Origin of the sequence: Sphaerothrix gracilis Ecp01 (genome assembly GCF_030405905.1) — a bacterium.
GTDB classification, from domain to species: Bacteria; Cyanobacteriota; Cyanobacteriia; order Phormidesmidales; family Phormidesmidaceae; genus Sphaerothrix; species Sphaerothrix gracilis.
In genome coordinates, this window is the sequence record NZ_JASATW010000069.1 from 1 (window position 1) to 5,722 (window position 5,722).

The window sequence follows — 5,722 nt, forward strand, 5'->3', positions numbered from 1 at the left end:
GCAATTTGAGCGTATTTTAGAAGAACTGGGTGAAACCCGCGCCTCGCGGATTGCCTACAGTCACGGCACGTTAGAAATCAGAATGCCTTCTCCAGAGCACGAAGTTGATAAAGAGCTATTGGGCGATCTGGTTAAGATTTTGCTAGATGAGCTAGAAATTGACTGTGAGTGTTTTGGCTCCACTACCTTTAAGCAAGCCGCTATGGAGAGCGGTATTGAACCTGATCAGTGCTTTTATATTCAGCATCAGGCGCAAATGCGCGGCAAGCGGCGTGTTGAGCTGAGCATTGATCCGCCGCCAGATCTAGCTATCGAAGTAGATGTCACTTCCAAAGCTCAGCTTGATGCTTATGTAGCACTGGGCGTACCTGAACTCTGGCGCTATGAGAAAAATCGGCTGAACATCTACACGCTGCAGGTTGGAGAATATCAATTAGCCATTACCAGCCCGACCTTCCCAGCCCTGCCCGTTCTGGAGCTGGTCGCGGAAGTCTTTGAGCAAAGCCTTCAGAGCAGTAGAAGCCCTGCTTTGCGAGCTTTTCGCAAGAAGATTCGCCAAATGATTGATTGAACGGCTCTGCCGAATGTCAGGTTATGAACCAACCATCATCTGTATCTCCCATGAACCCTGGGACGCAGGAACTTTGAAGCGACCCTATCGCGGCGGAAGTACGACAGCTAGAGCGCTTTAGATAAATTGCTACCAGCAAAGTATCTAAACCGTATTTTGAAAGTATTTCAGCCGCGAGGCCGATGATGCCAAACAAAATAATCTCGCCGATCATGCCTCCTGGTCCCAGCAGGGCTAGAGCGGCTGTAATCGCGGCGGCTCCGGTTAATCCTAGTCGTTGCCATCATAATAAGCAGAACAATGACTGGCAAACCAAGCCCTGCAGCTTTGTGTACAAACTCATCCATCTTATAAAACTTCCGGTAGGGATAGGCGATCGCACCTGCACTGCCACACTTCGTTGACCCTATTGGGCTAGAAAAATCTTGCTCTATCACCGCAAAGACTGCCATCAAATGCATACTGCCAGGAGAAGCTACAGCGACCTTGATAGGCCAAACCAGAGCAGTCGTCGCCAACGGCATAGCAGGCTGTTAGTACATCTGTAGAAACAAAGACCACTGGCGTATCAAAAAACGCCGTTGCTTCAGGATCTTGGGCCGGATAATCCTGCTCTGTCCACATCAATAAAAACCACGAGCGCTTGTCCTCAGCCACCCAGGTTTCATAAGTGATGCCAGCACTGTCACCTGAAGTTTTCATAGCGAAGCCAGCAGCTTCCAAACCAGAGATAGATTGGGCAATCGCGGCTGTGTTGTGGGTAGTGTTAGTTTCTAGTTGACGAGTGGCCGCCTGCATTGAACCTGTTAAGGCTAAAGCGATCGCAGAAGAAAGCAAAGGAATAGCAGTTCGCATCGTCGCAAGATGTATGAGATTGATCTCTGTATGCCCATTTCCTGCGTAAATACGACGATTTTGATTTGACGTGAATTGATTTTTTGCCAAAAGCAAAGGTGTTCTAATGCTCTAACTGTGACAGAGATACAACAGCTACGCGATTGCTACGCGGCGTTGTTTGGTTATGATCTACAAGCGCTATACCAAGTTTTGAAAGCACAGGAGCAAAGCAGCGATCGCCGCACTGCAAAGTATCTCTAACGCTCTCACCACTTGCCTCCGCGAGATCGCAGCTTCGGCTTGCTCAACGGTGGCCTGAACACGGGCGATCACGGCGGCGTCTTCAAGGTAGCTGGGGTAGAGGATAGGCGGCTGAGTGGCCGGTGACAGCGGGGCGCTGATGGTGGAGGTTTGCAGCCGTTCGAGAAGGAAACAAACAGTCTTTTATCAACAATGAAACGAGTGGGAATGAGAGACAATGGAAGCACAGGGCGATCGCACTATTGAGCTTTGGCTTAGTCTCTAGGCGATCGCAAATGCAAAGCTTACAAGCCTTGTTGGGAGTTATCTCCATGACCTACACGCAAGCTAAAACTCTTTCTTTTGAAGCGTTCATTGCTCACTATGGTGATGACCCTCGCTACGAACTGATCGATGGAGAACTCCGAGACAGAGAACCGACCGGGCCACATGAAGCCGTTGCAGGCAAAGTCGCAGGCTGGCTCTATTCTGAAATTCTCCGACTCAATCTCCCTTGGTTCATTCCTAAAAACTGTCTGATTAAACCGCCTGCGGCTGAAGCAACCGCTCTCAGGCCCGATGTGATTATTCTCGATGAAGACAAACTTCCTCAAGAACCACTCTGGCATCGCGAGCCCATTATCACCAATGGCAGCACCATCAAGCTAGTTGTTGAAGTGATTAGCTCTAACTGGCAAGATGACTATGCTCGCAAAGTTGAAGAATACGCACTGCTCGGCATTCCTGAATACTGGCTTGTTGATTTTCGTGCCTGGGTGGAACCGCTTTTATTGGTAAGCCCAAACAACCTACTTTCACGCTCTGTCATCTCAACGGGGATGAGTATCAGCAGCGGCAGTACAGATTGAAACAATCTATCGCCTCACCGCTATTCCCTGAACTGAAACTCGCCTTAGACGATGTGCTCCCTCGATAGTGCCTAGCCTCAAAATAAAGGCGATTGCGGGCTGTTTCCGTAACAACACAGCATCGTCTGGCACTAGAAAATTTCACTCGTGACACGCGGCAGCAGCGATCGCTGTTGAAGTGGGTGATCGCCGACGTGGCTTGTAACTATCGATGCTAGGATCCAAACGCTCTTAGAAACGAATATTCATGCCAATTGATCCCTACGAGCCTGAACTAGCGAAGCGTAAAACAGTAATCACTATTGCAGATAAACAGTTACGGGAAGCAATGAATGGTTTTACTAATGACTACAACACTAAAATTAGCCGTCCTGATAGAGATGTAGATACAGGACAGTCTTTGGAAAATGTTTTGGTTGCACTTAAAGACTATGCGCAGGCTGCTAAAGAGCTGACTGAATGGATTGAGCATAAGAAAACTCAGGAATAGCTGGAGAGCGATCGCCTATCCCTACAAAAAAGCTCCAGCGATCGCTGGAGCCGGAGGAGGAAGGGTTTGATCTGACCAAGCTGAAAATTTAATGGCTGTAGCGAACGCCGCGATAGGTTAGCTCTACCGGCTGTCGCCGCTGCAGGGTTTGCACCTGGCGAATGGTGAAGTGATGGCCTAGAAAGATACCGGGCTGCTCTGAAACAGTGGTTTCTAAGCTGGGGGCTGTTGTTTGGTAGCTTTGACCGCGATACTTCAGCTGCATGATTTCAACTCCTAGAATGGGGGACTTGTTTAAGGTGTTTTGTTTCACCTGTTTTAAACTTCAGGGTCGGCTCAGCCTTTTACCATCGTTTCCCTGTGACATTAAGCGGATAAGCGTGTGTTTCTGGTTACTTGGGGTCATGACTTAGCGCACACCGCTGATTAAACTGGGCAAAGCCGCGATCGCCTCTCTACCCTCACAAAAAAGCCCTAGCCATAGAGACTAGAGCCTTGATGCGGCGATGATTGAGACAAGGAGCCGCGCATCAAGCTGGACTGAGACGAAAAAGCCCCCCGCTGTTGAGTCGCTGGGGGCTTTTGTCTGGAGTGTGTAGCGCGTGACTCGAACGCTAGCCAATGAAAGGCTTAGATGGCTTTGTTGTTCAGATGGGCGCGGCGCAGCTGGTCAAACTTGGTTTCTTCCTTATTGTCCAAGTGCTCAGAACGCAGCTGGTCGAACTTATCAGTGGACTTGTTCAGGTTCTCACGACGCAGGCGGTCGAACTTGGAGAAGTCTGCTTTGTTATTCAGGTGGTCGCGGCGCAGCTGGTCAAACTTGGTTTCTTCTTTGTTCTCTAGGTGTTCAGAGCGCAGTTGGTCAAATTTGTCGGAGGACTTGTTATCGAGATGTTCTTGGCGGGCCTGGTCAATGCGATTGGCCGATTCGGCGGTGATGGCCTGGGCCGGAGAGATAGCTGCGGCAGAGAGGGCGAGAGAGAAGATAGCGAAGGTGATGCGTTTCATGATTTAGCTCCTTAGTTTGCGTTTTTGACTTCAATCATCTTGAGTCCTACTATGACGGCTCTCTCTGAGGCTTCTCTGACCACAACCTGAGAATGGCTTAACGGGTTTCTGAGAAATCTGAGAGCAAGCTGACTAGCGGCTCATGTGGCTAAAGGTAGGCAGCAATAGGGCAGATTTCGGGTAGCTCAACGGCTGCTTCAGGCGATCGCCGCTGTAAAAGTAATTCGTAATGGCAGTACTCTTTGGGCTCAGTAGGGCTCTAAGCCTCTATCCTGATAAACACTACTGAGGTCTCAATCGCTTTCTGCTCTGGTCTATGGCTAACGACATCATTCGCGATTTCCTGATTCAGGCCGGTCGCTTTCCTTTGCTCAAGCCCCATGAGGAAATTGAGCTGGCTAGACAGGTGCAGCAAGGCTCTCAACAGGCTAAACGCCGCCTGATTGAGGCCAATCTCAGGCTGGTCGTCAGTATCGCTAAGCAATATACGGAGCGCAACTTACCCCTTGAAGATTTGATTCAGGGTGCTAACTAAAGTAGCCTTCTGGCCACTCATAAGCTCCGTAAGCCTCTTCATCCCACTTGATGACTGATAGGTCTTTGCCGACGTTCTGGCGGTAGGTGTGGCCTTGGGCTGCGCTGTAGGCTTCTAGCTCATCGTTGTTCTTCACCCACATGTTGATGGCCTGCACGTTGCCTTTGGCAATCTTGCGCAGGGAGCCGGCGTTGATGGCAATCTGCTCTTCTAGCGGTCTACCGGCATTGTACTGCTGAATGGCTTCGACGCTGCGGCGCAGGCGCTCTTCAAAGGCTCCCCGCTTTTTGCTGCTGATCAGGTCGGCGTTGGGCGTGCTGCGGATGTCTTCAACCGGCGATCGCTTCGGTTTAGTACCTTCGGGGTAGATGTGGATGAGTTCTCTGTTGGGATACTCTTCAAGCACTTCGATCCGCTCTTCGGCGGCTTTCAGGTGTGTGGTGAGCCGGTCGTTTTCGGCTTTGAGCTTTATAGTCTGTTTGGCTAGGGCGATCGCTTCAATGACGTTCTCTTTGGTGCTGCCAGTACCAAAGAGGGCTTCTAAATCGTCGATGATTTGCTGGTCGAGGGTAGGGCGTTTGGTGATGCGGCTCTTGGGCTGGGTTTTGAGGGGGGCGTCTTCTCTCAGGCCCTTAGTTGTGACTTCGCGGCCTTGAGCATCTACGCAGTAGTAGTCGTCGTAGTTGGCGGCGGTGCCTTTGCTGTCATGGACGAGTTGGAGTTCGACGAAGCGCTGGAGCTTTTGGCCTTCGCTGCCGTAGAGGTGATAGCCGATATTGGTGCCAGCGGCTCTAAGGTTGTGGGCGCTGAGTTCGGTTTCGGTGAAGGGGGGGGCGATGATGGTGCCGTAGACGCGGTTGACGGCGCGGTTGATTGTGCTGTTTTTGCGGCTGTCGATTTCGGCGGGGCGGGCGGCTTTGAGGGTTAGAACGTTAGGGTCACGGCGGACGCGGTTGAGGGCGTCGATAAACAGCGTGGTATCGGTGAGACACCAGATCTCGGCGGTGACTTTGCTGCCGCGCTTTTTCAGGGTGGTTTGGATGTGCAGGCGGTATTTGGAGAGGGCTTTGAATTCGGCGAGCTGCAGGATGTCGCTGGGGCGGGTCTGGGAAGCCATCAGCAAGCCGGCGACGACTTCTCGCCAGTCTTTGGAGTGGAGAGCGCTTTCGGTG

7 protein-coding genes and 1 pseudogene are annotated in these 5,722 nt (G+C 51.2%); 4 read left to right on the forward strand and 4 right to left on the reverse strand.

The window, feature by feature from the left end; all coding sequences use genetic code 11:
• Positions 1-571 (forward strand): Uma2 family endonuclease (locus QJQ48_RS27420; protein WP_346294401.1); only part of this gene is annotated, 571 nt, incomplete at its 5' end.
• Positions 572-985: 414 nt separating this feature from the next.
• On the opposite strand, the gene QJQ48_RS27425 is transcribed toward QJQ48_RS27420, so the two are convergent.
• Positions 986-1,522 (reverse strand): hypothetical protein, encoded by a 537-nt coding sequence (locus tag QJQ48_RS27425; RefSeq protein WP_346294402.1) that lies wholly within the window; start codon positions 1,520-1,522, stop codon positions 986-988.
• A 458-nt stretch (positions 1,523-1,980) separates the two neighbouring features.
• On the opposite strand from QJQ48_RS27425, the pseudogene QJQ48_RS27430 reads away from it, so the two are divergent.
• Together QJQ48_RS27430 and QJQ48_RS27435 are read left to right on the forward strand one after the other, a co-directional pair.
• A pseudogene (locus QJQ48_RS27430) lies at positions 1,981-2,585 on the forward strand (Uma2 family endonuclease).
• 179 nt (positions 2,586-2,764) lie between these two features.
• Complete coding sequence (locus QJQ48_RS27435; protein ID WP_346294403.1) at positions 2,765-3,007, forward strand: hypothetical protein; 243 nt, start codon at positions 2,765-2,767, stop codon at positions 3,005-3,007.
• Between the two features lie 88 nt (positions 3,008-3,095).
• Here QJQ48_RS27435 and QJQ48_RS27440 read toward each other — a convergent pair whose 3' ends face one another.
• Together QJQ48_RS27440 and QJQ48_RS27445 are read right to left on the reverse strand one after the other, a co-directional pair.
• Positions 3,096-3,272 carry a DUF4278 domain-containing protein gene (locus QJQ48_RS27440; RefSeq protein ID WP_346293804.1) on the reverse strand — a complete coding sequence of 59 codons (177 nt, stop codon included), beginning with the start codon at positions 3,270-3,272 and terminating at the stop codon, positions 3,096-3,098.
• Between the two features lie 365 nt (positions 3,273-3,637).
• Positions 3,638-4,015 carry a hypothetical protein gene (locus QJQ48_RS27445; RefSeq protein ID WP_346294404.1) on the reverse strand — a complete coding sequence of 126 codons (378 nt, stop codon included), beginning with the start codon at positions 4,013-4,015 and terminating at the stop codon, positions 3,638-3,640.
• 316 nt (positions 4,016-4,331) lie between these two features.
• Here QJQ48_RS27445 and QJQ48_RS27450 point away from each other — a divergent pair, with 316 nt between their 5' ends.
• Positions 4,332-4,550 carry a sigma-70 factor domain-containing protein gene (locus QJQ48_RS27450; RefSeq protein WP_346294405.1) on the forward strand — a complete coding sequence of 73 codons (219 nt, stop codon included), beginning with the start codon at positions 4,332-4,334 and terminating at the stop codon, positions 4,548-4,550.
• Here QJQ48_RS27450 and QJQ48_RS27455 read toward each other — a convergent pair.
• Positions 4,543-5,722: protelomerase family protein (locus QJQ48_RS27455; RefSeq protein ID WP_346294406.1), on the reverse strand; the 1,180-nt coding region annotated here is incomplete at its 5' end. The genes QJQ48_RS27450 and QJQ48_RS27455 overlap by 8 nt on opposite strands.